Origin of the sequence: Paraburkholderia sp. A1RI-2L (genome assembly GCF_048957375.1) — a bacterium.
GTDB lineage: Bacteria > Pseudomonadota > Gammaproteobacteria > Burkholderiales > Burkholderiaceae > Paraburkholderia.
Window position 1 is genome coordinate 2,703,292 of sequence record NZ_JARBTA010000001.1, and the last position, 26,534, is coordinate 2,729,825.

Genomic DNA, 26,534 nt, shown 5'->3' on the forward strand with positions numbered 1-26,534 from the left:
TGAAGACGCAATCGATGACCCATCCTTACCACCGGCACGATCGGCCCGCCGCAGCGCCTGAGCGAGGCGCGGGCCCCGCTGCTCCGAGCGCATGACCGAATTCAAGGACACCCAGCAGCAGCTCACGAAATTCCGCCTGCGCGTCGCGGCGGCGGGCGTGTTCGTGTTCGTCTGCTTCGGGCTGATCGCGTTCCGGTTCCTCTGGCTGCAAGTCTGGAACCACAACAAGTACTCGCTGCAGGCCGACGAGAACCGCATCTCGGTCGCGCCCATCGTGCCGAACCGCGGCATCATCACCGACCGCAACGGCGTCGTGCTCGCGAAGAACTACTCGGCGTACACACTCGAAATCACGCCCTCGAAGCTCACCGACACGCTCGACAACACCATCGACGAACTCTCGACGGTGATCCCGATCGACGCGCGCGACCGCCGCCGCTTCAAGAAGCTGCTCGAGGACTCGAAGAACTTCGAGAGCCTGCCGATCCGCACCCGCCTCACCGACGAGGAAGTCTCACGCTTCACCGCGCAGCGCTTTCGCTTTCCCGGCGTGGAGGTGCGCGCGCGCCTGTTCCGTCAATACCCGCTCGGCACCACGGCCGCGCACGTGATCGGCTATATCGGCCGCATCTCGCAGCGCGACCAGGAACGCATCGACGACATGAGCGACAAGAATGACGAGGATCCCGAGCATTACGATCCGCGGCTCGACGCGAACAACTACAAGGGCACCGACTACATCGGCAAGATCGGCGTCGAGCAGAGCTACGAAACGGAGCTGCACGGCCTGACCGGCTTCGAGGAAGTCGAGGTGACCGCGGGCGGGCGCCCCGTGCGCACGCTCAAGCGCACCCAGGCCACGCCCGGCAACAATCTCGTGCTCTCGCTCGACATCGGCTTGCAGCAAGTGGCCGAGCAGGCCTTCGCGGGCAAGCGCGGCGCGCTCGTGGCGATCGAGCCGTCCACGGGCGACATTCTCGCGTTCGTTTCGGCGCCGAGCTTCGACCCGAACTCGTTCGTGGACGGCATCGACCAGCAGACCTGGGACGCGCTGAACAACTCGCCCGATCACCCGCTCCTGAACCGGCCGCTGCACGGCACCTACCCGCCGGGCTCGACCTACAAGCCATTCATGGCGCTCGCCGCGCTCACGCTGCACAAGCGCACGCCGGGCTGGGGCTTCTCGGACCCGGGCTTCTACATGTTCGGCGGCCATCGCTTCAACAACGATGTGCGCTCCGGCCAGGGCTGGGTCGACATGAACAAGGCGATCATGGTGTCGAACGACACCTACTTCTTCATGCTCGCGCACGACCTGGGCGTGGACAACATCGCGAACTTCATGAAGCCGCTCGGCTTTGGCCAGTTGACCGGCATCGACATCGCGGGCGAGGCACGCGGCATCCTGCCCTCCACCGAGTGGAAGCGCAAAGCCTATCGCCGGCCCGAGCAACAGCGCTGGTACGAAGGCGAGACCATCAGCCTTGGCATCGGCCAGGGCTACAACTCGTTCACGATCCTGCAACTCGCCCACGCGACGGCCACGCTCGCCAATAACGGCGTCCTCATGAAGCCCCACCTCGTGAAGGAGATCGAAAATCCGATCACGAAGGCGCAGCACCTCACCGTGCCGAACGAAAGCGGCCGGCTGAACGTGAAACAGTCCGATATCGACGTCGTGAAGCGCGGCATGGAAAACGTCGACATGAACCCCTCAGGCACGGCCTACGCGGTCTTCAAAAACGCGCCCTACACCTCGGCGGGCAAGACCGGCACGGCGCAGGTGTTCTCGCTGCAGGGCGGCAAGTATCAGGCGCATGCGCTCGCCGAGCATCTGCGCGACCACGCGCTCTTCATTGCGTTCGCGCCCGCCGAAAAGCCGCAGATCGCCGTCGCGCTGATCGTCGAGAACGGCGGCTGGGGTGCGCAGTCAGCGGGTCCGATCGCGCGGCGCGTGCTCGATTACTGGCTCGTCGACCGCCTGAAGCCAGGCGTCGAGCAGGCTGCCGTGGCCGAGGCGGCCTCGGCCACGCAGGATGCGTCCGCGCCCACCATCGGCGGTGCGCCGCTGGCCAGCTCGGGGACCACAGGAACAACGCCGGTCAGGGTTGCGGCGGGCTTCACGCCACTGCCGATTCCCGGCGCGGCTTCGGCAGCCGAAGCGGCTTCGGCTGCGGCGGCGGCTTCGGCTGCTGCGGCGGCCTCCGAAGCTTCTGCGGCTGCGGCCACATCGGGCGCCTCCGCCGGACCGTGCCCGGCGCCGCGCCGGCACGAGCCGGTGCATCCAGCCCGCCAGCGCGAGCGCCCGCGAGAAAACGCACAAGCCGAGCGCCGGGCCGGCCGCCCCCGAGGCCCCCCAAGGCACCGATGCCGTGAGCGGCGGCACCGCGACCGCCACGCCTGGCACTGCGGCGCCGGACAACGAAGCTGCGGCCCAGCGGCCCGGCGCTGCCTCGCTGCCCCGCCATTTCGGCCCAGGTCCGCATCGCCCGCGCCGCCCCGCCAGCGCGCCCGACGCGGCCACGCTCGCGCCGCAGCCCTTGCCCGCCACGGGCGGCATCGACGAGTAAGGAATTCCCATGCCTTTCTTCCAGTTCGAAAAGATCGACAAGCGCGCCGTGCTGGACGCGTTGCGCAAGATGTTCGTGGGCTTCGATCGCCCGCTCGCGCTCACGGTGTTCCTGCTGCTGTGCGTGGGCATGGTCACGCTGTATAGCGCAACCCTCGACATGCCGGGCCGCGTCGAAGACCAGCTGCGCAACATCATGTTTACCTTCGTGCTGATGTGGGCGCTCGCCAATGTCCCACCCACCACGCTCATGCGCTTCGCGGTGCCGGTCTACACGTTCGGCATCGCCCTGCTGATCGCGGTCGCGCTATTCGGCCTCACGCGCAAGGGCGCAAAGCGCTGGATTAACGTGGGGGTCGTGATCCAGCCTTCCGAGATTCTCAAGATCGCCACGCCGCTCATGCTCGCGTGGTACTACCAGCGCCGCGAAGGCGTGATGCGCTGGTACGACTTCGTGGTCGGCTTCGTGATCCTGCTCGTGCCGGTGGGGCTGATCGCCAAGCAGCCGGACCTCGGCACCGCCGTGCTCGTGTTCGCTGCGGGCTTCTTCGTAATTTATTTCGCGGGGCTCTCGTTCAAGCTGATCGTGCCGGTGCTCATTGCAGGCGTGATTGCCGTGGCGTCGATCGCGGCGTTCCAGGACAAGATCTGCCAGCCGCAGGTGAACTGGCCGCTCCTGCACGATTACCAGAAACACCGCATCTGCACGCTGCTCGACCCGACTTCCGACCCGCTCGGCAAGGGCTTCCACACGATTCAGGCGGTGATCGCCATCGGCTCGGGCGGCCCGCTCGGCAAGGGCTGGCTCAAGGGCACGCAGTCGCATCTGGAGTTCATCCCCGAGAAACACACTGACTTCATCTTCGCGGTGTTCTCGGAGGAGTTCGGCATGGCGGGCGGGATCGTGCTGCTCACGCTCTACATGTGCCTGATCGCACGCGGGCTCTATATCGCCGCCAACGGCGCGACGCTATTCGGGCGATTATTGGCCGGCTCGCTCACGATGGCGTTCTTCACCTATGCGTTCGTGAATATCGGCATGGTGAGCGGCATCCTGCCCGTGGTGGGCGTGCCGCTGCCGTTCATGAGCTACGGCGGCACCGCGCTCACGACGCTCGGCGTCGCCATCGGGCTGATCATGAGCGTCGGGCGGCAGAAGCGGCTGATGCAGAGCTAGGCCTGCCGTCTTCCACACCCACCGCACTCATTGCGGCGGTGCCGCCTTCATCAGTTGCGCGCTCAACTGCTTGTACTTGAGCAGCGCCACCTGGTCGCCCTGCGCGGCCGCCGCCGCATAGTAGGCGCGCGCGACGTTCAGGTTCTTCGGCACGCCGTCGCCGCCGCGCTCGTAGAACGAGCCGGTCACGTACTGCGCCGTCATGTCGCCGCCCTCGGCGGCCTTCTTGTACCAGTAGAACGCCTGCTTGTTGTCGCGCGACGTGCCGCGCCCATCGAGGAACTGGTTCGCCAGCGCGAGCTCGGCCTGCACGTGGCCCTGCTTCGCGGCCTTCAGGAACCACTGATGCGCCAGCGCCGGGTCGCGCTCGACGAAATCGCCGTCGTCGTACATCTTGCCGTAGACGTACTGCGCATGGGACATGTTCGCGTCGGCGGCCTTGCGCAGCCACTTGCGGCCCTCGCCCACGTCGGCGCCGCCGCCCTCGCCGTTGATCAGCATCATCGCGTAGTTGAACTCGGCGAGCCGGTTGCCGCGCTCGGCGGCGGCCTTGAATTCGGCGCGCGCGCCCGCGAGATTGCCGGCGTTGTAGTCGGCCACGGCGTTGGCCGTCTGCGGATCGGATTGCGCACCTGCAACGGGTTTCGTGACGGCCGCGCTTGCACCCGCGCTTGGCCCTGTACGTGCACCTGCACTCGCGCTCGCTGCCCCTGCGGCACCGGCCGCCATCGCCTGGCCGCTTGCGCCAAACGCCGCGCCAGCGACACAAGCCGCCGCCACCACGCCGACAAACTGTGCGCGCAACGCTTTCGGACACTTCATGACCTCGCCTCCTGGAGCGCCTGGCGCGTCGCGCGCATGAGCCAGATGACATCGGCGGCGAGCGCGACGAAGTTGAAGCCCATCTCGCGATACTGCTTCGCCTGCGCGGCATCCATTGCAAAGATGCCCGCCCCCACGCCTGCCGCACGCGCTGCGGCAACGATGCGCGTCATCGCAGCAACGACGTCAGGGTGCTTCGAATCGCCCAGATGGCCGAGGCTTGCGGCAAGATCGGCAGGCCCGGCGAAGAGACAATCGACGCCCGGCACCACTGCGATTTTCTCGACCTCGCCGAGTGCCGCCGCCGATTCGATCTGGATGATCGAGGCGACTTGCGCGTTCGCGCCATGCAGATAATCGCGCCGCATGCCGTAGGCCGCCGCGCGCACCACGCCCGCGACGCCGCGCTGGCCGCCCGGCGCATCGGCATCGGGATATTGGGTGTAGCTCACCACACGGGCGGCTTCGTCGGCGGAGGTCACGTTGGGAAACATCACCGTACGCACGCCCGCGTCGAGCACGCGCTTGACGAGCCACGGCTCGTTCGCCTGGATGCGCACGACCGGCTCGGTCGGCAAATGGGCCGCCGCGATCGCACGTAATTGCGCGATGACGTCGCTGCTGTCGTTGGGCGAATGCTCCATGTCGATCAGCAGCCAGTCGAAACCGGCGTGCGCGAGCGCCTCGGCGGCGGTCTCGCTGCCCATCGAAAGCCACAGGCCGTAAAGCGGCTCAGCTTCCTTGAGGCGTTCCTTGAGGGGATTGGTGAAGGTGCTCATTGCCGTGCTCCCGGCGAGTTGCGGGACGCGCGCGTCCCGCGCGGGCCTGGCGGCCCGGCAGCGCCGCAGCCGGCATGTCTCGCTCCGTTGTGTTGTCGGGCCGCGCGGACGCGGGCCTTGCCGGAACGATCATACCGCGACAAAAGTTTGAGGGCCGGGCGGAAAACCCGGCCTTAGGGCTCGGCGCGGGCCTCGATGCCGGCGCTCAATCGCGCGTGACTTCAGCCCAGCAATTCGGCGTTTCGTACAGACGCAGCTTTTGCAGTTGCAGATTCACGCCGTAATGCGCGTCGTAAACGTTAGCGAGGATCTCGAACGCGATGGCCGCGAGATTTTCCACGGTCGGAATGCGGTCGATCACGACCGTCTTGTGACCCGGCAACGTTTCGAGAAAACCGCGCACCTGCGCGTCGTCTTCGAAGACGATGAACGCGTGATCCCACAGATCGACGAGATGCTGGTTCGCGAGCGCCTTCACGTCGGCGAAATCCATCACCATGCCGCGGTCGGGCGCGCCTTCCGTTTCGACGGTGTCGCCTTGCAGCGTGACTTCCAGCACGTAGCGATGGCCGTGCAGGTTGCGACACTGGCTGCGGTGGTCGGGAATGCGGTGGCCCGCGTCGAATTCGAGTTTTCGGGTGATCGTCAGCACGGCGCTTTTAACCAGTCAGGCAAGGAATCAGGGGATGCTCAGGGAATGTTCAGGTACTTGTGAGTCTGCATCGACAGGCGCCATTGCGGATGGCGCTTGCACCAGTCGATCGCGAGCTTCGTGTTCAGGTCGCGCGACGGGCCGTCCATCGGCTGAACGAGGAAATACTCGAAATCGAGCTTCGCATAGTCGGCGAGGCGCTGGTTGTCCTGGGGCACCACCACCTTCAACTCGTTGCCCTTCGTGACGACGAGCGGCGCGTCGGCCTTCGGGCTCACGCAGATCCAGTCGATGGTATCCAGCACGGGCAGCGAACCATTGGTTTCAATGGCGATCTCGAAGCCGGCGGCATGCAGCGCATCGACGAACGGCTGGTCGATCTGCAGCATCGGCTCGCCGCCGGTGCACACGACGAAGCGGTTGCCCTCGCCTTCGGGCCAGAGCGACGCGATCATCGCGACGAGTTCCTCGGGCGTGCGGTACTTGCCGCCGTTCTCGCCGTCGGTGCCCACGAAATCGGTGTCGCAGAAACGACAGACCGCCGTTTCACGGTCTTCCTCACGGCCCGACCACAAGTTGCAGCCGGCGAACCGGCAAAACACGGCCGGACGTCCGGCGTTCGCGCCCTCGCCCTGCAATGTGTAGAAAATTTCCTTTACTGCGTACGTCATGCTTACTGCCTGATCATGTTCAATGCGCGCGTTCACTGCGCATGTTCCCTGCGGGTCGACGCGCTGGGAGCGGGTTATTTCGGGCGCTGATTGTCTTGCTGTCTTCGTTCGGCGGGACGCGCCGCCCGTGCGCCGCCCCGCTCATGCTGCCACGCCATGCAAAAGCGCGTGGCGCGCCCGTCATCGGTTCAGACCGGCGCTTGCGTCACCTGCTCGCCCGCGAGGTACGCTTCGTAGCCGCGCTTGCGCAACTTGCACGCCGGGCATTCGCCGCAGCCGAAGCCCCAGTCGTTGAGCTCGGCGCGCTCGCCCACGTAGCACGTATGGGTTTCCACGCGCACCAGTTCGACCAGCGCCTCACCGCCCAGTTTCTGCGCGAGACGCCACGTGTCGGCCTTGTCGAGCCACATGAGCGGCGTTTCGATCACGAGGCGGGTTTCCATGCCCAGATTGAGCGTGACTTGCAGCGCCTTCATGGTGTCGTCGCGGCAGTCGGGATAGCCCGAGAAGTCGGTTTCGCACATGCCGCCCACGAGGAACTTGAGCCCGCGCCGGTAAGCAATCGCCGCGGCGATCTGCATGAACATCAGATTGCGGCCCGGCACGAAGGTGTTCGGCAAGCCGTTGGCCGCCGTCTCGATCTCGATTTCGCGCGTCATGGCCGTGTCGCTGATCGAGCCCAGCACCGAGAGATCGATCATGTGATCGTCGCCCAGGCGCTCGCCCCACTCGGGGAACGTCTGCGCAACGGCTGCGCGAAAGCCTTCACGGCATTCCAGTTCGACGCGATGACGCTGGCCATAATCGAAGCCTAGCGTCTCGACAGTGTCGTAGCGGTCGAGCGCCCAGGCAAGGCACGTAGCCGAGTCCTGGCCGCCGGAAAACAGCACGAGCGCGCCGTTCCTGGGTTCTGTTCGAGTCACCGTGAAACTCCGTATCAAGAGGTTCCGCGCGGTCGCAAGCCTTGAAAACCCGCCGTGCGGACCCGCGCAGGTCTTTCTCCCGCGCAGGCCAATGCAGTATAGGCCGCTGTATTTTTGCGAATATCGGCGCTACTTTATACCGCTGATATTCCATCCGCTGTGTTCGACCCGAACAGGGCGCACCGTACGCGGGCACAACGAAAAAGCCCCAGGAATCGTGCGATCTCCTGGGGCTGCATTCTGGTGGCCTGGGACGGAATCGAACCATCGACACGCGGATTTTCAATCCGCTGCTCTACCAACTGAGCTACCGGGCCAACGAAGAAAGAAGAGTATAGCGATCCTGACAGGACTGCGCAAGAGCTTTCGCAAAAAAAATGGCTTACTCGCCCTTGCTCTTGCCGAGGTCCACACCGAGCTGCTTGAGCTTGCGATACAGGTGCGTGCGCTCGAGGCCGGTTTTCTCGGCCACGCGCGTCATGCTGCCGTTCTCGCGCGCGAGGTGATACTCGAAGTAGGCGCGCTCGAACGCGTCGCGCGCATCGCGCAACGGGATGTCGAACGAGATCGACGCCACGCCCGCGGCGGCCGCGCCGCCCGACGCGCCGTCGGCACCCAGCACCGGCAGCGCCGCCGCCGACGCCACCACGGCCGGCCCGCCCGCCGCCGGCTTGGCTGCACCGGGCGCCGTCGCCGGAACCGGCGCGGCGGTGCCGCGTGCGAGCCCCTGCTCGACCGCCTTCAACAGCTTTTGCAGCGCAATCGGCTTTTCGAGGAAGTTGAGCGCGCCGATTTTGGTCGCCTCGACCGCCGTGTCGATCGTCGCATGCCCCGACATCATGATGACAGGCATCGTTAACTGGCCCTGCGCGGCCCATTCCTTGAGCAGCGTCACGCCATCGGTGTCCGGCATCCAGATATCGAGCAGCACCAGGTCCGGCACCTGACGCTGACGGAATTCGCGCGCCTGCTCCGCGTCCTCCGCGAGCTCCACGACGTGTCCTTCGTCGCTGAGGATCTCCGAGAGCAATTCCCGGATGCCCATTTCATCGTCTACCACCAGGATGGTTGCCATTTACGCTGCCCTTGTCTGCACTGTTGCTTTTGATCCCTGCTCCGTTGCCGCGCGCGCCGCCTTTGCAGTGCCGCGCGTGGCGGCATCAGGCGTTGCGCCCGGGTGGGTGTCCGGGTTGGCGTCATCCGCCAGTTGGAGAAAGAGGATCGAGATCTGCGCGCCCTCTATCGCATCGCCCGCTTTCATGCGATTGCGGATGTCGATGCGCGCGCCGTGCTCGTCGATGATCTTCTTCACCATCGCGAGCCCGAGCCCTGTTCCTTTGGCCTTGGTTGTCACATAGGGTTCGAATGCGCGCGTGAGAATGCGCGCCGGGAAACCGGGCCCGTTGTCCGATACCGTGAGACGCACCGCGACGCGCGTGTGGCCGTCCGCGTCCGGATCGCCGTATTCTACGGCCCGCGTCTCCAGTGTCACGCGCGGCGTCTCGACATCGGCCACTGCGTCTTGTGCATTTTGCAAAAGGTTGTGAATCACCTGGCGCAATTGCGTGGCGTCGCCGCGGATCACCGGCAGCGCGGAAAGCTCGACCTTGATCGTGCTCTTGCCTTCTTCCGCGCCGTACAGCGTGAGCACTTCGCTCACGAGATCGTTCAGTTGCAGGCTCGCGAGCACCGCCGGCGGCGTGCGCGCGTAGTCGCGGAAATTGTCGACCATCTGCTTCATCGCCGCGACCTGATTGACGATGGTGGTCGCGCCGCGCTTGAGCACTTCGGCGTCCGAGGGGGCGAGCTTGTCGGTGAGCTTCATCTGCAGGCGCTCGGCGGATAGCTGAATCGGCGTGAGCGGATTCTTGATCTCGTGCGCGAGACGCCGCGCGACTTCGCCCCACGCGACCGAGCGCTGCGCCGAAATCACATCGGAGATATCGTCGAACACCACCACGTAGCCCGAGGTCTGCATGTCGCCGGCGTCGCGGCCCGTGTCGGAAACGAGGCGCGCGCCGCGCACGAGCAGCGTGAGCGGATCGGTCTCGCCCGCCACCGGCACGGAAAACTGCTGCTGCCAGTGGCCGTGATCCACGTCGCCGCCTTCGCGATCGGTGCGCGACGCCTCCTGGTCGGCGAAGGCCTTGCGCACCATCGCCGCGAAGTCCCCGAGCGCCGCCACATGATCGATGGGCAGGCCCAGCTGCGCCTGGAACGGATGGCGGAAGATGCGCTCCCCGCCGGGGTTCGCCGTCGTCAGCCGGAACTGGCGGTCGAACACGAACACGCCTGCCGTGAGATTCGCGAGGATGCTCTCGAGATACGCCTTCGAATGCTCGAGCGCGACGCGGTTCTTCTCCACGGCCTGGCGCGCTTCGGAAAGCTGGCGCGTCATCGCGTTGAACGACTGCGTGAGGAAGCCCAGTTCGTCGCGCGACTTGATCTCGCGCTTGGGCGTGTAGTCGCCCTCGGTCACTTCCTTGGTGCCCTGCGCGAGCAGGAAGAGCGGACGTGCGAGCTGGTTGCCGAGCGCGAGCGCCAGCATCATCGCAACGAAGGTGGCGAGAAAGAGCGCGAGCGTGAGCGTGCCGATATACATCTTGCGCAAGCCCGTGCGGCCCAGCGCCTTTTCCTGGTACTCGCGATAGGCGCGCTGCACGGCGTCGGCGTTGCGCGCAAGCGCGGCGGGCACCGGCTGCTCCAGTTGCAGGAAGCGCTCGGCCGGTTGCAGGTCGGTGGTGTTCGCATCGGGAATGCGCGTGACGACGCGCAGCCGCAGCGCGCCCTTCGGACCGTGCAGACGCGGGTCGCCATCGACTTCGCCTTCGATCGCCGCGTAGCCGCGCCCGCGCGCCTGATCGATCATGAGCGCGGTGGGCAGGTCGGCCGGCATCAGCGAGGAGAAGTTGCTCGAAGCCTGCGCGACGACGTGCATCTCCGGCGCCGCGCCCGACATGCTGCGCACCGGCTCGACGATGGTGGCGTCCTGCACGCCGAACTGGTCACGCGCGCGCAGCAGCGTGAGCGTGGTGCCCGCGGCCTGGCCGGTCGCGATCTGCTCGGCCATCAGACGCGCCTTGGTTTGCAGATCGGAGAGCGAGGCGTCGAGCATGCCGCGCCCGAGATTCAGGCCCGCCGTGAGCGCCGTCTCCACGTTCACGTCGAACCACGACTCGATCGAGCGCGAGACGAACTGATACGAGACGACGTAGATGATGCCGCCCGGCACCACGCCCACGAGCGCGAAGAAAAACGCGAGTTTGGCCAGCAAGCGCGTGCCGAACTTGCCGCGCCGCAAGCGCACGACGATCACGATCACGAGCGCCGTGACCACCAGGAGAAAGATCAGCGCGACGCCGATGTTGGCCGCATAGAGCCAGCCGTAGTAGCGGTCGAAGAACTCGGTGTTCGCGCTCGCGGCGGCAAGCAGCACGAGCAGCAGCGTCGCGGTGAGCGCAACCGTGGACACGAGCAGCCGGATGACGATGCCGCTGACACTGGTGGCGCGGCGCACTTTATTTAGCACGTTCGGTCACCGTGAAGTTAAAGCGCTTCCAGTCGGAAGCGAGGTTCCAGTCGCGGTTGTTGACCGCATCGATCTGGAACGGCTTGGGCATGAGCGCGACGTCGAGTTGCATGCGCACCGACGCCGTATAGGTTTCGCCCGGATGCACCTGCTTGTTGTCGATCACGTGCCACGACGTGACGTGCTTGATGACGGCGAGCGCGTCGGCCAGCGTCGCAAAGCCGAGCTGCAGCCCGCCGCTCGACACGCGGTACTCGCGCGTGAGCGGCTGGAACGAGAGGCGAATGCTTTGCGAGACGCTCGCGGGCTGCTCGTCGAACCAGTACCAGCGCGGGCGCGTGAGTTCGAAGTCGGTGGTGAAGTAGAGCGGAATGCCCTTGTTGACCGCATCTTCCAGGCTGCTATTGAGCTCGAAATCGAAGCGCGCATCGAGGCTCCAGCCGGAGCCGTCGGCTTGCAGCGACGCCCGTTGCACCGAGATCGAATCGGCGCGCGCCGGCTTGACGGCCAGCAGGCCGAAAGCCAGCGCGATCCCGATCAGGATCGCAAAGCGTTGCGGGAAGAAGCGTTTGATGATCACCGTTTCTGGAAGCGCGCGTAGAAGAAGCCGTCGTGATCCGCGGTGCGATCGGGAACGGGGCAGGCGTCGTTCTGCACTTGCGCATCGCGCCGCGCCACGCTGGCTGCGCCACTCTGTGCCCCCCCGGCCGGCGCGCCGTCGGTCGCCGGCAGCAGTTGCCCCGGCGCGTCCAATCGTACCGCATCCGCGTGGGTGCTTTCAAACCAGCTCGCCTGCGCCTCGCCTTCCTCGGGGAAGATCGAGCACGTCACGTAAAGCAACTCGCCGCCCGGCTTGAGCAAGGCCCACAGCGCCTCGACGATGCGGCGCTGCTCCTGCACCAGCGCAGCGATGTCGCTTTGACGGCGCAGCCAGCGAATGTCGGGATGGCGGCGCACGATGCCCGAAGCGGAGCACGGCACGTCCGCGAGAATGCGGTCGAACGGCGCGCCGTCGAACCAGCTTTCGGGCGCACCCGCGTCGCCGATCACGACGCGCGCGCGCCAGGCGGGTGGGGGTGCATCGTCATCGGCTTCGTCGTCAGCCTGGTCGTGCACCTCCTCAGCCGAAAAACCCAAACGCGCAAAGTTTTCGCCGATGCGCGCCGCGCGCGTGGCATCGCTTTCGAGTGCGATCAAGTCGATGTCGGCGAGTTCGAGCAGATGGCCGCTCTTGCCGCCGGGCGCCGCGCACGCATCGAGCACGCGCATGCCGTCGCGCACGCCCATGATTTGCGCGGCGATTTGCGCGCCGGCGTCTTGCACCGAGGCGTCGCCGGCCATGAAGCCGGGAATGCGGTCGACCGGCAGCGGCGCGGCAAGGCGCACGGCGTGCTCGCCGATCTGCGTCGCGGCGATGTTTTCATCGGCCAGACGTTGCAGATAGTCGGACGTGCTCGCGCGGCGCGCGTTCACGCGCAGCGTGAGCGGCCCCTGCGTGTTGCCCGCTTCGAGAATCGCCTGCCAACGGTCGGGCCACGCCTTGCGGATCGCGTCGATCCACCATTGCGGATAATTCCAGCGCGCGACCTCGTCGCCCTGGGCGGCGGCCAGCGCGCTCTCGCGCTCGCGCAGGAAACCGCGCAGCACCGCATTCACGAGGCCTTTCGCGAAGGCGATGTCGCGGCGCGCGCCGATCGCGCGCACGGCCTGATCGACGACGGTAAACGGCGTGTAGGCGGCGTGCGCCTCGTCGTCGACGAGCAGTGCGAGCGCGCACGCGAGCAGGTTCGTCACGGGCGGCGGCGGCGCCTTGCTCACACGCTGCTTGATCAGCCAGTCCACGGTGCCGAGGCGTCGCATCGTGCGATACGCGATGTCCTGCACAGCGCCGCGCGCCGTCGCTGCGAACTCGTGCGCAAGCGCGCCGAAAGCGCTCGTGAGCGCCGCCGGCAAAGCCGCGCCCGCGCGCACCGCACCCACGATATGCGCCGCCGTGTCGAGCGCGAAGCCGAGCGATTCGGGAGCCAGATGGACGGCTTGATGCGCGGCGGCCTTGCGCGGCGTGGCCTGATCCGACCGGCGCGCCGGCGAGGCGGGACGCCCTGCACGCTTGGCACGTGGCTGGGCAGACGGCGATGAGCCGGACGGGCGGCGCGAGGAGCTGGATGTCATGGAAAAACCGGGAGCGGGCCGCGCCGGGGCGCGGCGAATCGTGCAAAAAGCAAACCACAAGCGAGCCATTGTAGCGTGGCGCGAACGCAACGCTGCTCGCCGGGCCGAATCGGCAAGGCACCGCACTGCTGCGCGCCCGCCATGCACCAATAAAAAAGGCAGACCGTGGGGACTGCCCCGGGTCTGCCTTTCTCCGCCTTTCGCTCGCGCCGCGCTGTTTCAGTCGAAGCGGCCCGTGCGCGCCATCTCCATAAGACGCGCGATGCGCTCCTCGGTGGCGGGGTGCGTCGAGAACAAATTCGCAACGGCACCGCCCGAAAGCGGATTCATTATCATCATCTGCGCCGTGGACGGATGCTGCTCGGCCGCCGGGAACGGAATGCCCTGCGCGTAGCGATGGATCTTGTCGAGCGCCGATGCAAGCGCCTGCGGATCGCCCGAAATCTGCGCGCCGCCGCGATCGGCCTCGAACTCGCGCGCCCGCGAGATCGCCATCTGGATGAGCGCGCCCGCGATCGGCGCGAGCAGCGCAACCGCAATGCTGGCGATCGGGTTCGCGGGACGGCCGTTCTCGTCGCGGCCGCCGAAGATCATCGCGAAATTGGCGAGCGCCGAGATCGCGCCGGCCATGGTGGCCGTGATCGTCGAAATGAGGATGTCGCGGTGCTTCACGTGCGCGAGCTCGTGGGCCATCACGCCGCGCATCTCGCGCTCGGAAAGCACGCGCAGGATGCCGGTGGTGGCGGCCACTGCCGCATGCTCGGGATTGCGGCCCGTGGCGAACGCGTTGGGCGCGTCTTCGTTGATCAGGTAGACGCGCGGCATCGGAATGTTCGCGCGCGTGGCCAGCTCGCGGACCATGCGATAGAACTGCGGCGCCGTGGTCTCGTCGACTTCCTGTGCGTTGTACATGCGCAGGACCATCTTGTCCGAGAACCAGTACGAGAAGAAGTTCATGGCGAGCGCGAACATGAGCGCGAGCATCATGCCGCGCTGCCCGCCCATCATTCCGCCAATCACGATGAAAAGGGCCGTAATCGCGGCCATCAACATCGCGGTTTTGACCCAGTTGAACATGTGCTGTGCTCCTTCACCCAATGGGAATCAAGTCGGGGATCAAATCGTCAAACACCCGCCAGCAGCGGCCGGCGAGCGCATTGTAAGCGATTTGTTAGATATGGGCGGATCGGAAAAATTCAATCTCACCGCGTGGCCGTGGCGAGCCGCAGGCCGAGCCCGACAAACGCAGAGCCCACCGTGCGGTCGAGCCACTTTCTGATGCCGGGCTTGCCGGAGAAGCGCTGCGTCACGCTGCCCGCGATCCAGGCGACGAAGCTGTTCCAGATCGTGCTCATGACGACGAACACGACGCCGAGCGCGAGGAACGCGAGCACCTTGTGCGGGCTCGTCACGCTCACGAACTGCGGGAAAAACGACACAAAGAACAGCACGACTTTCGGGTTGAGCACGTTGGTCCAGAAACCCGAGAGGAAAAGCTGGCGCAGCGGACGCGGCGCAGCGGCGCGCGGGGCGAACTCCGTGGCGCTAGCCGAGGCGCTTTGCTTCGCGAAGATCAGGCGCACGCCGAGGTACACCAGGTAGCATGCGCCCACGAGCTTGATGACCGTAAACGCCGTGGCCGAGGCCACGAGCAGCGCGGTCAGCCCGAACGCGCAGGCCAGCGCATGCACGCAGCAGCCCGCGGAAATGCCCAGCGCCGAGACGAGCCCAGCGCTGCGGCCTTGCGCGACGCTGCGCCCGACGATGTAGGCCGTGTCGGGGCCGGGCGTAACGTTCAGGAGAAAAACGGCGACGAGGAAGAAGCCAAAATGAGTAATGCCAAACATGACGTTTTTCCTGCAAAACGACTCGGGAAAAGGGTTCGAGCCGTCCTGTGCAGCCGTCTCGACAACGCTCCTGAATTCTAACGCGCGCGGCGGCGCGTGTATCGCCCCGCCTTCAGGTTGGGCGCCTACGCGGCCCCGGCGCCGGTGTCAGTCAGCGCGAAGCGCTGGCCAGCCGCGAGCGGCATGCCGGCGAGGAATTCGCGCGCCGGCAGGCGTTTCCCACCCGGCTTCTGCAGCTGCGTCACGCGCAGCGCGCCCTCGCCGCACGCCACAACGACGCCGCCAGGCGAGGCTTCGAGGATCTGGCCCGGCACGGCTGCGGCGGGCACCTTGATGCCGTCGGCCGGCTCGGCCGACCACAGCTTGAGCAGCGCGCCATCCAGTGTGGCCGCGCCGCCCGGGAACGGATCGAACGCGCGAATCTGCCGTGCCAGCGCCTCGGCGGAACGGCGGAAGTCGAGTGCGGCCTCCTGCTTGCCGATTTTCTCGGCATAGGTGACGCCCTCGGCCGGTTGCGGGACCACGGGCAGAACGCCATCGCGCTCGAGCCGGATCAGCCCCTCCACCACGAGTTCCGCGCCCAGCTTCGCGAGGCGGTCGTGCAGCGTCGCGGTCGTGTCCGTGGACGCGATGGGCGTGCGCACTTCCGAGATCATCGGGCCGGTGTCGAGGCCCGCATCCATCTGCATGAGGGTGATGCCGGTCTCGGCATCGCCGGCCTCGATCGCGCGGTGGATCGGTGCCGCGCCGCGCCAGCGCGGCAAGATCGATCCGTGAATGTTGATGCAGCCGCGCGGCGGAATATCGAGCACATCCTGCGGAAGCAACAGGCCATAAGCAGCCACCACCATCACGTCGTGCGGCGTCGCGCGCAGCAGTTCCAGCGCCGCGGCGGCTTCCTCGGGGTACTTGCCCGCGCGCCGCAGCGAAGGCGGCTGCGCCACGGCGATCCCGTGCTCCTGCGCGTAGCGTTTGACCGGACTCGCCTGGAGCTTCATCCCGCGACCCGCGGGCCGGTCGGGCTGGGTCAGCACGAGTGGCACGGCAAACCCCGCCTCGTGGATCGCGGCGAGCGCGGCGGCGGCGAATTCCGGCGTACCGGCAAAAATCACGCGAAGAGAATGGCTCATGCTCATGGGCGCTGGAAGAAGATCGGCGAATGAAGAAAAGGACGGTGCGGCGCGCGAACCTTACATCGCGCGCTCGAGCTTCTTCATCTTGCTCCTGATGCGCGTCTGCTTGAGCGACGAGAGGTACTCGACGAACACCTTGCCCATCAAGTGATCCATTTCGTGCTGGATGCACACGGCGAGCAGGCCTTCGCAGTCGACCTCCCAGGTCTCGCCCTTCTCGTTGAGCGCCCGCACGCGCACCTTTTCGGCGCGCTCGACCTCGTCATAGATGCCCGGCACCGAGAGGCAGCCCTCTTCGTGCACTTCGCGCTCATTGCTCGCCCAGACGATTTCCGGGTTGATGAACACGAGCAATTCGTTGTGCGTGTCGGAGACGTCGATCACGACGACGCGCTCGTGCACGTCGACCTGGGTGGCGGCAAGCCCCACGCCAGGTGCGGCGTACATGGTCTCGGCCATGTCGGCGACGAGCTTGCGGATACGGTCGTTGACCACCTCGACGGGCTTGGCAACCTTGTGCAGGCGCTTGTCCGGGTAATGAAGAATGTTCAGTAGAGCCATGGTTTGACAGGTTCCTGGTTGGGCGCCGCGAGCCGCGCGCTCGCGCGCGAACTGGCCATTCGGCCAACTGGTGCGCCCCTCGCGGAATACAGAAGATAGACGGTCAGATCGATGTGCGGGCAACTGGCGGCGGGCAAAAAGCGCGGTGCCAGCAGCACGCCGTGACGATGCGTCACAGCGACGCAAACAAATTTCGGATGGTGAAAATTTTAACACGACGGGCTTGACTTCGCCCGCCGACGGAGAATCGCCGATGCTCGCTACCTTGCCGCTCGGGGCCGACGAACTCAGCGCCTGGCTGCGCCTCGCGAACGCACGGGGCCTGAAGCCGGCTGCGCTGCGTGCGCTGCTCGGCGCGTTCGGGCTCCCTCAGCGCGTGCTCGCGCAGCCGTTCGGAGCGCTTGCGGCCGCTGCCGGCAACGAGGCCGCCCGCGCCGTGCTTGCACCGCCGGCTGCCGGCTTCGCGCAACAAGTCTCCGCCGTGACCGCATGGTGCAGACAACCGCGCAACGCGCTTGTCACACTCGCCGATCCCGCGTATCCGCCCCGCCTCCTGACGATGCCCGACCCGCCGCCGCTCCTCTACGTGACAGGGCGGCTCGATCTGCTGCATGCGCGCAGCGTGGCCGTGGTGGGCAGCCGCAGCGCCACGCCGCAAGCGCTCGAAGACGCCGCGCGCTTCGCGCGCACGCTCGCCGCGGCGGGCGTAACGATCGTCTCGGGCCTGGCGCTCGGCGTCGACGGCGCGGCGCACCAGGGCGCACTCGGCGAGCCCGGCGGCACCGTCGCCGTCACCGGCACGGGCGCCGACCTCGTCTATCCCGTCGCACATCACGCGCTTGCGGCCCAGATCGCCGAACGTGGCGCGATCGTCACCGAATGGCCACTCGGCACGCCCGCGCGTTCCGCGAACTTTCCGCAGCGCAACCGCGTGATCGCCGCGCTGGTGGAGGGCGTAATCGTAGTCGAAGCGGCCATGCGCTCAGGCTCGCTCATCACCGCGCGCCTCGCCAATGAAATGGGACGCGACGTGTTCGCGCTGCCCGGCTCAGTCCACGCGCCGCTTTCGCGCGGATGTCATCGGCTGATCAAGGAAGGCGCGCAGCTGGTCGAGACACCGGAGGAAGTGCTCGAAGCGCTGCGCTTCACGCAACCGGCGCCGCGCGCCGCGCGAGCCAGGGCGTCGCGCAAACAAACCACAGCATGCGCAGCGACGCTTCCATTGGAATTCGAAGCGCAGCTCGACGGCCTCGCGCGAGACCGCGCCCCAGCCGGTCCACTGGCCGAGGCGAAACCCTCCAAGGCAGCGACGGCGACCACGCTCGGGCCCGAGGCCTCCTCACTGCTCGCCGCGCTAGGCCACGCGCCCGCCACGCTTGAAATCCTCGCGCAGCGCACCGACATGACCGAAGCGGTCCTGCAAGCCACGCTGCTGCGGCTCGAACTGGCCGGGCACATCAGCACGCTGCCCGGCGGGCAGTTTATGCGGGCGTCCCACTGCTAGCCCGCCGCCGTGTTACATTCGCGCCAAATACCCGCCCAACGTCCACACTCTATATATAAGAGAACGCAAGGAACGATCATGCCCGCGCTTGACCTCGACACCGACGCCGACCAGATCGCCGAGCGCGTCGCCAACCGCGACACGCTGTTCGTCGCCTGTCTATGCGCGCAGTGGTGCGGCACCTGCCGCGATTACCGGGCCACCTTCGACCGTATCGCCGAGGGCCATCCCGAGATCTGCTTTGCCTGGATCGATATTGAAACGCACGCTGACCGCTTCGACGACCTCGACGTGGAAAACTTCCCGACCATCCTCATCGAGGACAGCAAGGCCACGCGGTTTTTCGGCACGGTGCTGCCGCACGCCGCGGTGGTCGAGCGCATGCTCGCCGATCTCACCGCGCTGCCAGGCGTCGCCGATGCACCGAAGCTGCGGCCCGCGCTGGCCGACGCCTAAGGCGCGCCTCGCGAATCGCCAACGCCGGGACCGCCAGGCGCCGTCCGGCACTTGTTCCGACCCCATGCTTGCCCGCCACCGCGCCGCGCCCTTATGATGGGCGCCCGAAGACGCCCCCAGGGCTCCATGCAAGCAACCTCGCTCCGATGACAAGAAAATCGCCGTCTGCGCGCCATGTGCTATAAAGCGGTCGTTAAGCGAGAGGCGAAACGCGCCGCGCCGGCCACGCAGCCGATTTAGACCGGATAGCCGCGGGGCGCGATTCATATCCAAAGCCCGGATCAACCACACACAGCCAGTCATGTCCAAAGCCCTGATCATCGCCGAGAAGCCATCTGTCGCGAACGATATCGCGCGCGCTTTGGGCGGATTTACCAAGCATGACGAGTACTTCGAAAGCGACGACTACGTGCTTTCCTCGGCGGTTGGCCACCTGCTGGAAATCGCCGCGCCCGAAGAGTACGAGGTCAAGCGAGGCAAATGGAGCTTCGCGCATCTGCCGGTCATCCCACCGCATTTCGACTTGAACCCGATTGCCAAGAGCGAATCGCGGCTCAAGGTGCTCAACAAGCTGATGAAGCGCAAGGATGTCGACCGTCTGATCAACGCATGCGACGCGGGCCGCGAAGGCGAGCTGATTTTCCGCCTGATTGCGCAGCACGCGAAGGCGAAGCAGCCGGTCCAGCGCCTGTGGCTCCAGTCGATGACGCCACAGGCGATCCGCGACGGCTTCGCGAACCTGCGCAGCGACGACGACATGCAGCCGCTCGCCGACGCCGCCCGCTGCCGCTCGGAAGCCGATTGGCTCGTGGGCATCAACGGCACGCGCGCGATGACCGCCTTCAACAGCAAGGGTGGCGGCTTCTTCCTGACCACGGTTGGCCGCGTTCAGACGCCAACTTTGTCGATCGTCGTCGAACGCGAAGAGAAAATCCGCCGTTTCGTGCCGCGAGACTACTGGGAAGTGCGCGCGGAGTTCGTCTGTGCGGCTGGCTTCTATGAAGGCCGCTGGTACGACCCGAAATTCAAGAAGGACGAGCTCGACCCGGAAAAGCGCGACTCGCGGCTCTGGAGCCTGCCGGCCGCCGAAACCATCGTGGCCGCCTGCCATGGCCGCGAAGGCACGGTCACGGAAGAATCGAAGCCGTCGACCCAGCTCTCGCCCGCGCTCTTCGATCTGACGAGTCTGCAGCGCGAGGCCAACGGCCGCTTCGGCTTTTCGGCCAAGAACACGCTCGGCCTCGCCCAGGCGCTGTACGAAAAGCACAAGGTGCTCACCTACCCGCGTACCGATTCGCGCGCGCTGCCGGAGGATTACCTCGGCACCGTGAAGGAGACGCTGGAGATGCTCAAGGAGAGCAACAACTACCTGCCGCACGCCAAGCAGGTGCTCGACAAAGGCTGGGTGAAGCCGAACAAGCGCATCTTCGATAACTCGAAGATCAGCGACCACTTCGCCATCATCCCCACGCTGCAGGCGCCGAAGTCACTCTCGGAACCCGAGCAGAAGCTCTACGACCTCGTGGTGAAGCGCTTCCTCGCGGTATTCTTCCCGGCTGCGGAATACCGCGTGACCACGCGTATCACCGAAGTGGCCGGCCATCACTTCAAGACCGAAGGCAAGGTGCTGGTCGAGCCGGGCTGGCTGCAAGTCTACGGCCGCGACACGGGCGGCGACGACGCCAACCTCGTGCCGGTGCAGAAGGACGAGAAGGTCAAGACCGAGAAGATCGCGGCGCATCAGCTCGTGACCAAGCCGCCCGCACGCTACAACGAAGCGACGCTGCTGTCGGCCATGGAAGGGGCCGGCAAGCTCGTGGACGACGAGGAACTGCGCGAGGCGATGGCCGCCAAGGGCCTCGGCACGCCGGCCACGCGCGCGGCGATCATCGAAGGCCTGCTCGGCGAAAAGTATCTGGTGCGCGAGGGCCGCGAGCTGATTCCCACGGCCAAGGCGTTCCAGCTCATGACGCTGTTGCGCGGCCTCGACGTGAAGGAACTTACCGCGCCGGAATTGACCGGCGAGTGGGAATACAAGCTCTCGCAGATGGAGCGCGGCAAGCTTCCGCGCGACGCGTTCATGCAGGAAATTGCCCGCATGACGCAGACCATCGTGAAGCGCGCGAAAGAGTACGACTCCGACACCATTCCCGGCGACTACGCGACGCTGGAAACGCCGTGCCCCAACTGCGGCGGCCAGGTTAAGGAAAATTACCGCCGTTTTGCGTGCACGAAGTGCGAATTTTCGATCTCGAAAATCCCGGGAGGCCGCCAGTTCGAAATCCCGGAAGTGGAAGAGCTGCTGCAGAACAAGACCATCGGCCCGCTCTCAGGCTTCCGCAGCAAGATGGGCCGGCCGTTCTCGGCGATCCTCAAGCTCTCTTTCGACGACGATGTCAAGAACTTCAAGCTCGAGTTCGACTTCGGCCAGGACACGAGCGGCGAGGACGGCGAGGCGCCCGACTTCTCGCAGCAGGAGCCCGTGGGCGCGTGCCCGAAGTGCAAGGCCCGCGTGTTTGAGCACGGCATGAGCTACGTCTGCGAGAACTCGGTTGCGAATCCGAAGACCTGCGACTTCCGCTCGGGCAAGGTGATCTTGCAACAGGAAATCGCGCGCGAGCAGATGGCGAAGCTGCTGTCGGAAGGACGCACGGACTTGCTGACGAACTTCAAGTCCTCGCGTACAGGCCGCAACTTCAAGGCGTTTCTGGTGAAGCAGCCTGACGGCAAGATCGGCTTCGAGTTCGAGAAGAAGGAGCCGGGCGCCAAGACTGCGGCGAAGACCGCTGCGAAGAAGTCCACCGCTAAGGCTGGGACCGACGAAGCCGCCAACGACGCGGCCAGCGAAAACGACGCCGCAGAAACGAGCGCAAAACCAGCGCGCAAGACGGCTGCCGCCAAGACCGCGCCTGCGAAAAAGACCGCCGCGCGCAAAACGGCGGCGCGCAAGACCGGTTCGTAATCGCTGGGACCTGCGGCAGGCGGGCGGCGGCACGCATGCAAAAAAGCGCAGCTTCTCACGAAGCTGCGCTTTTTTATTTCCGTTCCAAAGCAAACTAAGCGCCCAATCAGGCCCTTCTGGCCCTTGATAAGCGAAATACCGCGCTTATAGCGGCGACAACGCCGTCGGCCGCGTGCGCGCGGCCGCGCGCGGCGCCTTCGAGGGGCGCTCGCTTTGCACGCCGTGGTGCTCGCCGTCGAGCAGATCGGAAATTGACTCCGAGCCGTCGAACGCCTCGGGCGCCGTTGCGTGCGCCGCGCCGTTCACCGGGCGCGTAAGCCCGTCCTTGATCCATTGCTCGCCGAGCTGGCTGTTCGGCGTCTGGCTAAAATGCTCGACAAGATGGTCGATGAAGGTGCGCACCTTCGCAGGCAAGTGGCGGCGGCTAGGGTACGCGACGTTGATCTCGACCTGCGGCAGCCGATATTCGCCGAGCAGACGCACGAGACGCCCGCGCGTCATGTCGCGCCCGATCAGGTAGCTCGGCAGGATCGTGATGCCCATGCCGAGCAGCGCGAACTGGCGCAGCATCTCGGTGTTGTTCGCGATGATCACGTTGCTCGGGCGCACGCGCACTTCGCCTTCCGGCCCCGTGAAGACCCGCTCGTCGCCCCAGTACTCCGACGGCAGGGAAAGCGACGGATGCTCCATCAGGTGCTCGGGGCGCGTGGGCGTGCCGTGCTTCTCCAGATAAGCCGGCGTGGCGCACACGGTCATGCAGCCGGTCGTGAGACGGCGCGTGACGATGCTCGCGCTGCGCATCTGGCGCGCGGTCACGACGCCCAGGTCGAAGCCTTCTTCGACGAGATCGACCTGACGGTCGACCAGCGTAACGTCGGGGACCACCTGCGGGTAACGCTGCGTGTACGTCTGCAACACGGGCGCGAGATTGTGCAGCCCGAACACCACCGGTGCCACGATGCGCAGTGTGCCGACCGGCTCATGATTGCGCGCCACCACCATCTGCTCGACGTCTTCGAGTTCGTCGAGAATCTGGCGAGCCCGTTCGAGATAGACTTGGCCCGATTCAGTGAGGGAAAGGCTGCGGGTCGTGCGGTTGAGCAAACGCGTGCCGAGCCGCCCTTCGAGGTCGGCGACGTGACGCGTTGCAACCGCATTGGAGATATCCATCGCGGAAGCCGCCCGGGCAAAACTGCCGAGGTCGGCCACCTTGACGAATACTCGCATCGACTGCAAATGATCCATGTGACAACTCCTGCCTGTTACTTGGCTGCCAGAAGACGGCAGCGGAAACCGCGAATTCTCCTACGACACGAGAATTCGTGCAGAAGTTGCCTAAGATTGCCGGAATTTCTTTACGATTTTCTCGACTTTCACTTATTACGCATTGTTACAGCGGCGATTGTTTCCAGAATCGAAACAACACTAGTAAATACTTACCCTCACTTCGCCTGAAATTCAAAGACGCGTCTCCAGCGCCGTCCGCGCATCGTTCAGTGCGGGCGGCAAGCCGTGGGCGAGCTTGGCGAAAAGCTCGGCGTGCAACGCGAGTTCGGCGCGCCACGCCTCGGCGTCGACCGAAATCACCTGTTCATACTGTGCAGGCGTGAAATTCAGGCCGTGCCAGTTCAGATCGTCGTAGCGCGGCGAAATGCCGAACGCATGATCTTCGCCCTCGGCCTTACCCTCGATGCGGCGCACCATCCATTCGAGCACGCGCGCGTTCTCGCCGAAGCCCGGCCAGACGAACTTGCCGTCCTCGCCCTTGCGGAACCAGTTCACGCAGAAAATGCGCGGCTGCGTCGCGCCCAGCTTCGAGAGGCGCTCGCCCACCTTGAGCCAGTGGCCAAAGTAATCGGCCATGTTGTAGCCGCAGAACGGCAGCATCGCGAACGGATCGCGCCGCACCACGCCCTGCTGCCCGGCAGCCGCCGCGGTGGTCTCGGAGCCCATGGTCGCGGCCATGTACACGCCCTCGGTCCAGTCGCGCGCCTCGGTCACGAGCGGCACCGTAGTCGAACGGCGACCGCCAAACAGGAAGGCGTCGATGGCCACGCCCTTCGGATCTTCCCAGGCGGGATCGATCGACGGGCACTGCGAGGCGGGCGCCGTGAAACGCGCATTCGGATGCGCAGCCTTGCGACCGGTCTCCTTGCCAATGGCCGGCGTCCAGTCGTTGCCCTGCCAGTCGATCACGTGCGCGGGCGGCTCGTCGGTCATGCCTTCCCACCAGACGTCGCCGTCGTCGGTGAGCGCGACGTTCGTGAAGATCACGTTCTCCTTGAGCGTCGCCATGGCATTGAAGTTGGTCTTTTCGCTCGTGCCCGGCGCGACGCCGAAATAGCCGGCTTCCGGGTTGATCGCGTAGAGACGGCCATCGGCGCCCGGCTTGATCCAGGCAATATCGTCGCCGATCGTGGTGATTTCCCAGCCGTTCATTGCTGCCGGCGGAATCAGCATGGCGAAGTTGGTCTTGCCGCACGCCGACGGGAACGCCGCCGCGACGTGATATTTGCGCCCTTCGGGCGAGCGCACGCCGAGAATCAGCATATGCTCGGCGAGCCAGCCTTCGTCGCGGCCCATCGTCGAGGCGATGCGCAACGCAAAGCACTTCTTGCCGAGCAGTGCGTTGCCGCCGTAGCCCGAGCCATAGCTCCAGATTTCGCGCGTTTCCGGGAAATGGACGATGTATTTCGTATCGTTGCACGGCCACGGCACGTCTTTGTCGCCCGTCGCCTGCGGCGCGCCGACGCTGTGCACGCATGGCACGAACGCGCCGTCCTCGCCGAGCACGTCGTACACGGCGCGGCCCATGCGCGTCATGATGCGCATATTCACGGCCACGTACGGGCTATCCGAAAGCTCGACGCCGATATGCGCGATGGGCGAGCCGAGCGGCCCCATCGAGAACGGCACCACATACATCGTGCGTCCGCGCATGGAGCCGGCGAACAGGCCGTCGAGGGTCGCGCGCATCTCGGCGGGCGCCATCCAGTTGTTGGTCGGGCCGGCATCTTCCTTCTTCTCGCAGCAGATGAAGGTGCGATCCTCCACGCGCGCCACGTCCGACGGATCAGAGCAGGCCAGATACGAGTTCGGGCGTTTTTGCGGATTGAGGCGGCGCATCGTGCCCGCGTCGACCATCTGCTGACACAGGCGGTCATACTCCTCCTGCGAACCATCGCACCAGACGATGCGCTCGGGTTGGGTATGGGCGGCAACCCTCTGAACCCACTCGACCAGTTTCCGGTGCCGGACCCAGGCCGGTGCTTGTACAGCAGCCTGAGCGGGGAAGTCAGGATGATTCATCGATATGTCTCCATGGGGGCTTATGAAAATCGATTCGGGCCCTTTCGACGCTGCATGCGAGAGGCTCGGCTGCGCTAACCACCCTCTTCATTCGCGCAGCCAGGCCGGTCGTCAAGACCCTGACAGCGAGGGTTCGCAACCGTCTGTAAAGCGGCTTGCATCAGAACCCTTCAAGCTGATAAAAGGGGGAAAATTCTCACTCAAACCCGATCTGGCCGTACCGGGCGCTACTGCCTGAAACATCAGCAATGGATAGCAAATGCAATACCCGCCTGTTCCGCGTGCCGGAAGGCACCCTTGTATTCATACCAGCCTACTGCACGCTGCATAGTGGGATAACCACCAGATAAACATCGAGTCGCACCGAGATGTGCGCCACCACCACCCAAGCTGCCATGAAAATTGCCATCCTTGACGACTACCAGGACGCCGTCCGCAAGCTCGACTGCTTTCAATTGCTTGCCGATCACGATGTCAAGGTCTTCAACAACACCGTGCGCGGTCTCGGCCAGCTCGCGAGCCGCCTCGCGGAAGTCGACGCGCTCGTGCTGATCCGCGAACGCACGCGCATCCCCGCGCAATTGCTCGATAAACTCCCGCATCTGCGCATGATCAGCCAGACGGGCAAAGCCGGCCCGCACATCGACATTGCAGCGTGCAGCGAGCGCGGGATCGCCGTGCTCGAAGGCACCGGCTCGCCGGTCGCACCCGCCGAACTCACGTGGGCGCTCATCATGGCCGCGCAGCGGCGCATTCCGCAGTACGTGGCCAATCTCAAGCAAGGCGCGTGGCAGCAGTCAGGCCTCAAGACTTCGGCGATGCCGCCCAATTTCGGCCTCGGCCAGGTGCTGTGCGGGCAGACGCTAGGCATTTGGGGCTACGGCAAGATCGGGCGCCTCGTGGCCGGCTACGGCAAGGCGTTCGGCATGCGCGTGGTCGTGTGGGGCCGCGAGCACTCGCTCGAAGCGGCGCGCGCCGACGGCTACGAAGCGGCCGCCAGCCGTGAGGCGCTGTTCGAGGAGAGCGACGTTCTCTCGCTGCACCTGCGCCTGCACGACGACACGCGCGGCATCGTCAAGCAGGAAGACCTGTTGCGCATGAAACCGACTGCATTGCTCGTCAATACGAGCCGCGCGGAGCTGCTGGAAGAAAATGCGCTGCTTGGGGCGCTCTCGCACAACCGGCCGGGCATGGTCGCCATCGACGTGTTCGAGAGCGAGCCGATCCTCCAGGGCTACAGCCTGCTGCGCATGGAAAACGTGATCTGCACGCCGCACATCGGCTATGTGGAACGCGAGAGCTATGAGCTCTACTTCGGCGCGGCGTTCCGCAACATCCTCGCGTTCGATGCGGGCGATTACTCGCACGTCGCGAATCCCGAAGCGCTGCAAGGCGTGCGCCGCCGGTAGTCACACAAGCGGCGAAAGAACGACAAGGCGGCCCAGGCCGCCTTTTTTCATGATGCGCG

Annotated in this window: 21 protein-coding genes and 1 tRNA gene; 6 read left to right on the forward strand and 16 right to left on the reverse strand. The window is 65.7% G+C overall.

Translation table 11 applies throughout. The features are described 5' to 3' along the window. The first annotated feature begins 91 nt into the window (after window positions 1-91). Together mrdA and rodA are read left to right on the forward strand one after the other, a co-directional pair. The gene (gene mrdA / locus PWP93_RS12380; RefSeq protein ID WP_421044674.1) at window positions 92-2,716 is read left to right on the forward strand and encodes a penicillin-binding protein 2; all 2,625 of its coding nucleotides are present in this window, start codon (window positions 92-94) and stop codon (window positions 2,714-2,716) included. Further along, a complete protein-coding gene (rodA, locus tag PWP93_RS12385) occupies window positions 2,640-3,746 on the forward strand; it encodes a rod shape-determining protein RodA (protein WP_421045081.1) in 1,107 nt (368 codons plus the stop codon). Before mrdA ends, rodA begins: the two co-directional genes overlap by 77 nt. Window positions 3,747-3,773: 27 nt before the next feature. Here the strand turns inward: rodA and PWP93_RS12390 are convergent, their stop codons facing one another. From PWP93_RS12390 to def, 14 genes are all read right to left on the reverse strand, one after another. Further along, window positions 3,774-4,568, reverse strand: a complete 795-nt coding sequence (locus tag PWP93_RS12390; RefSeq protein ID WP_421044675.1) for a tetratricopeptide repeat protein — start codon at window positions 4,566-4,568, stop codon at window positions 3,774-3,776. Then, window positions 4,565-5,347 (reverse strand): HpcH/HpaI aldolase family protein, encoded by a 783-nt coding sequence (locus PWP93_RS12395; RefSeq protein WP_421022671.1) that lies wholly within the window; start codon window positions 5,345-5,347, stop codon window positions 4,565-4,567. The genes PWP93_RS12390 and PWP93_RS12395 overlap by 4 nt, the downstream gene beginning before the upstream one ends. 205 nt (window positions 5,348-5,552) lie before the next feature. Then, complete coding sequence (queD, locus tag PWP93_RS12400) at window positions 5,553-5,996, reverse strand: 6-carboxytetrahydropterin synthase QueD (protein WP_421025134.1); 444 nt, start codon at window positions 5,994-5,996, stop codon at window positions 5,553-5,555. A gap of 41 nt (window positions 5,997-6,037) precedes the next feature. Further along, the gene (gene queE / locus PWP93_RS12405; RefSeq protein WP_421044676.1) at window positions 6,038-6,670 is read right to left on the reverse strand and encodes a 7-carboxy-7-deazaguanine synthase; all 633 of its coding nucleotides are present in this window, start codon (window positions 6,668-6,670) and stop codon (window positions 6,038-6,040) included. 188 nt (window positions 6,671-6,858) lie between these two features. Beyond that, on the reverse strand, window positions 6,859-7,593 hold the full coding sequence (gene queC, locus PWP93_RS12410) for a 7-cyano-7-deazaguanine synthase QueC (protein ID WP_421044677.1): 735 nt from the start codon (window positions 7,591-7,593) through the stop codon (window positions 6,859-6,861). 241 nt (window positions 7,594-7,834) lie between these two features. Continuing rightward, window positions 7,835-7,910: transfer RNA gene (locus tag PWP93_RS12415), tRNA-Phe, on the reverse strand. A 65-nt stretch (window positions 7,911-7,975) separates the two neighbouring features. Then, on the reverse strand, window positions 7,976-8,668 hold the full coding sequence (gene esaR, locus PWP93_RS12420; protein ID WP_421044678.1) for a response regulator transcription factor EsaR: 693 nt from the start codon (window positions 8,666-8,668) through the stop codon (window positions 7,976-7,978). Then, window positions 8,669-11,122, reverse strand: a complete 2,454-nt coding sequence (locus PWP93_RS12425; protein ID WP_421044679.1) for an ATP-binding protein — start codon at window positions 11,120-11,122, stop codon at window positions 8,669-8,671. It abuts the gene before it with no gap. Next, on the reverse strand, window positions 11,112-11,702 hold the full coding sequence (locus tag PWP93_RS12430) for a DUF4390 domain-containing protein (protein WP_421044680.1): 591 nt from the start codon (window positions 11,700-11,702) through the stop codon (window positions 11,112-11,114). The genes PWP93_RS12425 and PWP93_RS12430 overlap by 11 nt, the downstream gene beginning before the upstream one ends. Continuing rightward, complete coding sequence (rsmB, locus tag PWP93_RS12435; protein ID WP_421044681.1) at window positions 11,699-13,294, reverse strand: 16S rRNA (cytosine(967)-C(5))-methyltransferase; 1,596 nt, start codon at window positions 13,292-13,294, stop codon at window positions 11,699-11,701. The genes PWP93_RS12430 and rsmB overlap by 4 nt, the downstream gene beginning before the upstream one ends. A gap of 219 nt (window positions 13,295-13,513) precedes the next feature. Next, complete coding sequence (gene htpX, locus PWP93_RS12440) at window positions 13,514-14,371, reverse strand: zinc metalloprotease HtpX (protein WP_035523362.1); 858 nt, start codon at window positions 14,369-14,371, stop codon at window positions 13,514-13,516. Window positions 14,372-14,496: 125 nt separating this feature from the next. After that, the gene (locus PWP93_RS12445; protein WP_421044682.1) at window positions 14,497-15,141 is read right to left on the reverse strand and encodes a LysE family translocator; all 645 of its coding nucleotides are present in this window, start codon (window positions 15,139-15,141) and stop codon (window positions 14,497-14,499) included. A gap of 125 nt (window positions 15,142-15,266) precedes the next feature. Further along, the gene (gene fmt, locus PWP93_RS12450) at window positions 15,267-16,271 is read right to left on the reverse strand and encodes a methionyl-tRNA formyltransferase (protein WP_421044683.1); all 1,005 of its coding nucleotides are present in this window, start codon (window positions 16,269-16,271) and stop codon (window positions 15,267-15,269) included. Between the two features lie 60 nt (window positions 16,272-16,331). After that, the gene (gene def / locus PWP93_RS12455) at window positions 16,332-16,835 is read right to left on the reverse strand and encodes a peptide deformylase (protein WP_421022660.1); all 504 of its coding nucleotides are present in this window, start codon (window positions 16,833-16,835) and stop codon (window positions 16,332-16,334) included. Between the two features lie 253 nt (window positions 16,836-17,088). On the opposite strand from def, the gene dprA reads away from it, so the two are divergent. The 3 genes from dprA (at window position 17,089) to PWP93_RS12470 (ending at window position 21,757) form a co-directional block, all read left to right on the forward strand. Continuing rightward, window positions 17,089-18,339 (forward strand): DNA-processing protein DprA, encoded by a 1,251-nt coding sequence (gene dprA, locus PWP93_RS12460; protein ID WP_421044684.1) that lies wholly within the window; start codon window positions 17,089-17,091, stop codon window positions 18,337-18,339. A gap of 78 nt (window positions 18,340-18,417) precedes the next feature. Beyond that, entirely contained in the window at window positions 18,418-18,795 is a 378-nt protein-coding gene (locus PWP93_RS12465) for a thioredoxin family protein (protein ID WP_421044685.1), read from the forward strand. 301 nt (window positions 18,796-19,096) lie between these two features. Continuing rightward, window positions 19,097-21,757: a DNA topoisomerase III gene (locus PWP93_RS12470; RefSeq protein WP_421044686.1), complete on the forward strand. Its 2,661-nt coding sequence runs from the start codon at window positions 19,097-19,099 to the stop codon at window positions 21,755-21,757. Between the two features lie 144 nt (window positions 21,758-21,901). Here PWP93_RS12470 and PWP93_RS12475 read toward each other — a convergent pair whose 3' ends face one another. Continuing rightward, a complete protein-coding gene (locus PWP93_RS12475; protein WP_421044687.1) occupies window positions 21,902-23,002 on the reverse strand; it encodes a LysR family transcriptional regulator in 1,101 nt (366 codons plus the stop codon). Window positions 23,003-23,215: 213 nt separating this feature from the next. Then, entirely contained in the window at window positions 23,216-25,066 is a 1,851-nt protein-coding gene (locus PWP93_RS12480; RefSeq protein WP_421044688.1) for a phosphoenolpyruvate carboxykinase (GTP), read from the reverse strand. Between the two features lie 395 nt (window positions 25,067-25,461). Here PWP93_RS12480 and PWP93_RS12485 point away from each other — a divergent pair, with 395 nt between their 5' ends. Then, complete coding sequence (locus tag PWP93_RS12485; protein ID WP_421022654.1) at window positions 25,462-26,475, forward strand: D-2-hydroxyacid dehydrogenase family protein; 1,014 nt, start codon at window positions 25,462-25,464, stop codon at window positions 26,473-26,475. The last annotated feature ends 59 nt before the right edge of the window (window positions 26,476-26,534 follow it).

Bases quoted from the DNA above. Each gene is read 5' to 3' on its own strand.
- PWP93_RS12465 (WP_421044685.1), top strand. From the start codon at position 18,418: ATGCCCGCGCTTGACCTCGACACCGACGCCGACCAGATCGCCGAGCGC.
- PWP93_RS12390 (WP_421044675.1), bottom strand. From the start codon at position 4,568: ATGAAGTGTCCGAAAGCGTTGCGCGCACAGTTTGTCGGCGTGGTGGCG.
- dprA (WP_421044684.1), top strand. From the start codon at position 17,089: ATGCTCGCTACCTTGCCGCTCGGGGCCGACGAACTCAGCGCCTGGCTG.
- PWP93_RS12475 (WP_421044687.1), bottom strand. From the start codon at position 23,002: ATGGATCATTTGCAGTCGATGCGAGTATTCGTCAAGGTGGCCGACCTC.
- PWP93_RS12480 (WP_421044688.1), bottom strand. From the start codon at position 25,066: ATGAATCATCCTGACTTCCCCGCTCAGGCTGCTGTACAAGCACCGGCC.
- PWP93_RS12395 (WP_421022671.1), bottom strand. From the start codon at position 5,347: ATGAGCACCTTCACCAATCCCCTCAAGGAACGCCTCAAGGAAGCTGAG.
- queE (WP_421044676.1), bottom strand. From the start codon at position 6,670: ATGACGTACGCAGTAAAGGAAATTTTCTACACATTGCAGGGCGAGGGC.
- htpX (WP_035523362.1), bottom strand. From the start codon at position 14,371: ATGTTCAACTGGGTCAAAACCGCGATGTTGATGGCCGCGATTACGGCC.
- PWP93_RS12445 (WP_421044682.1), bottom strand. From the start codon at position 15,141: ATGTTTGGCATTACTCATTTTGGCTTCTTCCTCGTCGCCGTTTTTCTC.
- fmt (WP_421044683.1), bottom strand. From the start codon at position 16,271: ATGAGCCATTCTCTTCGCGTGATTTTTGCCGGTACGCCGGAATTCGCC.
- def (WP_421022660.1), bottom strand. From the start codon at position 16,835: ATGGCTCTACTGAACATTCTTCATTACCCGGACAAGCGCCTGCACAAG.
- mrdA (WP_421044674.1), top strand. From the start codon at position 92: ATGACCGAATTCAAGGACACCCAGCAGCAGCTCACGAAATTCCGCCTG.
- PWP93_RS12470 (WP_421044686.1), top strand. From the start codon at position 19,097: ATGTCCAAAGCCCTGATCATCGCCGAGAAGCCATCTGTCGCGAACGAT.
- esaR (WP_421044678.1), bottom strand. From the start codon at position 8,668: ATGGCAACCATCCTGGTGGTAGACGATGAAATGGGCATCCGGGAATTG.
- rodA (WP_421045081.1), top strand. From the start codon at position 2,640: ATGTTCGTGGGCTTCGATCGCCCGCTCGCGCTCACGGTGTTCCTGCTG.
- PWP93_RS12485 (WP_421022654.1), top strand. From the start codon at position 25,462: ATGAAAATTGCCATCCTTGACGACTACCAGGACGCCGTCCGCAAGCTC.
- rsmB (WP_421044681.1), bottom strand. From the start codon at position 13,294: ATGACATCCAGCTCCTCGCGCCGCCCGTCCGGCTCATCGCCGTCTGCC.